1 protein-coding gene is annotated in these 539 nt (G+C 51.4%); it reads left to right on the forward strand.

The features are described 5' to 3' along the window. Nucleotides 1-539 (forward strand): Mur ligase family protein (locus tag ACTHS3_RS16695; RefSeq protein WP_440368601.1); only part of this gene is annotated, 539 nt, incomplete at both ends.

Genomic DNA, 539 nt, shown 5'->3' on the forward strand with positions numbered 1-539 from the left:
TTTGATGCCGCTCAATTGGACGAATTTAAAGCCGATATTTACGTTATCGGTAATGTTGCCAAACGCGGCATGGATGTGATTGAAGCCATTTTGAATAAAGGCCTGCCTTACATTTCCGGCCCGCAATGGCTTGCTGAAAACGTATTACACCATCATTGGGTACTCGGTGTAGCCGGCACACACGGCAAAACGACTACCGCCTCCATGCTCGCCTGGGTCTTGGAATATGCCGGTCTCGCTCCGGGCTTCCTGATTGGTGGCGTACCGGAAAACTTCAGCGTTTCCGCCCGTCTGCCACAACCCCCGCGCCAAGACCCTAACTCAAAATCCCCATTCTTCGTTATCGAAGCCGACGAATACGATACTGCCTTTTTTGACAAACGCTCCAAATTCGTACACTACCGTCCGCGTACCGCCATTTTGAACAATCTTGAATTCGACCACGCCGACATTTTTGCCGATTTGGGCGCCATTCAAACCCAATTCCATCATTTGGTACGCACCGTGCCGTCTGAAGGCCTCATCGTCTGCAACGGCCA

The sequence above is a fragment of the Neisseria sp. P0009.S007 genome (assembly GCF_051962515.1).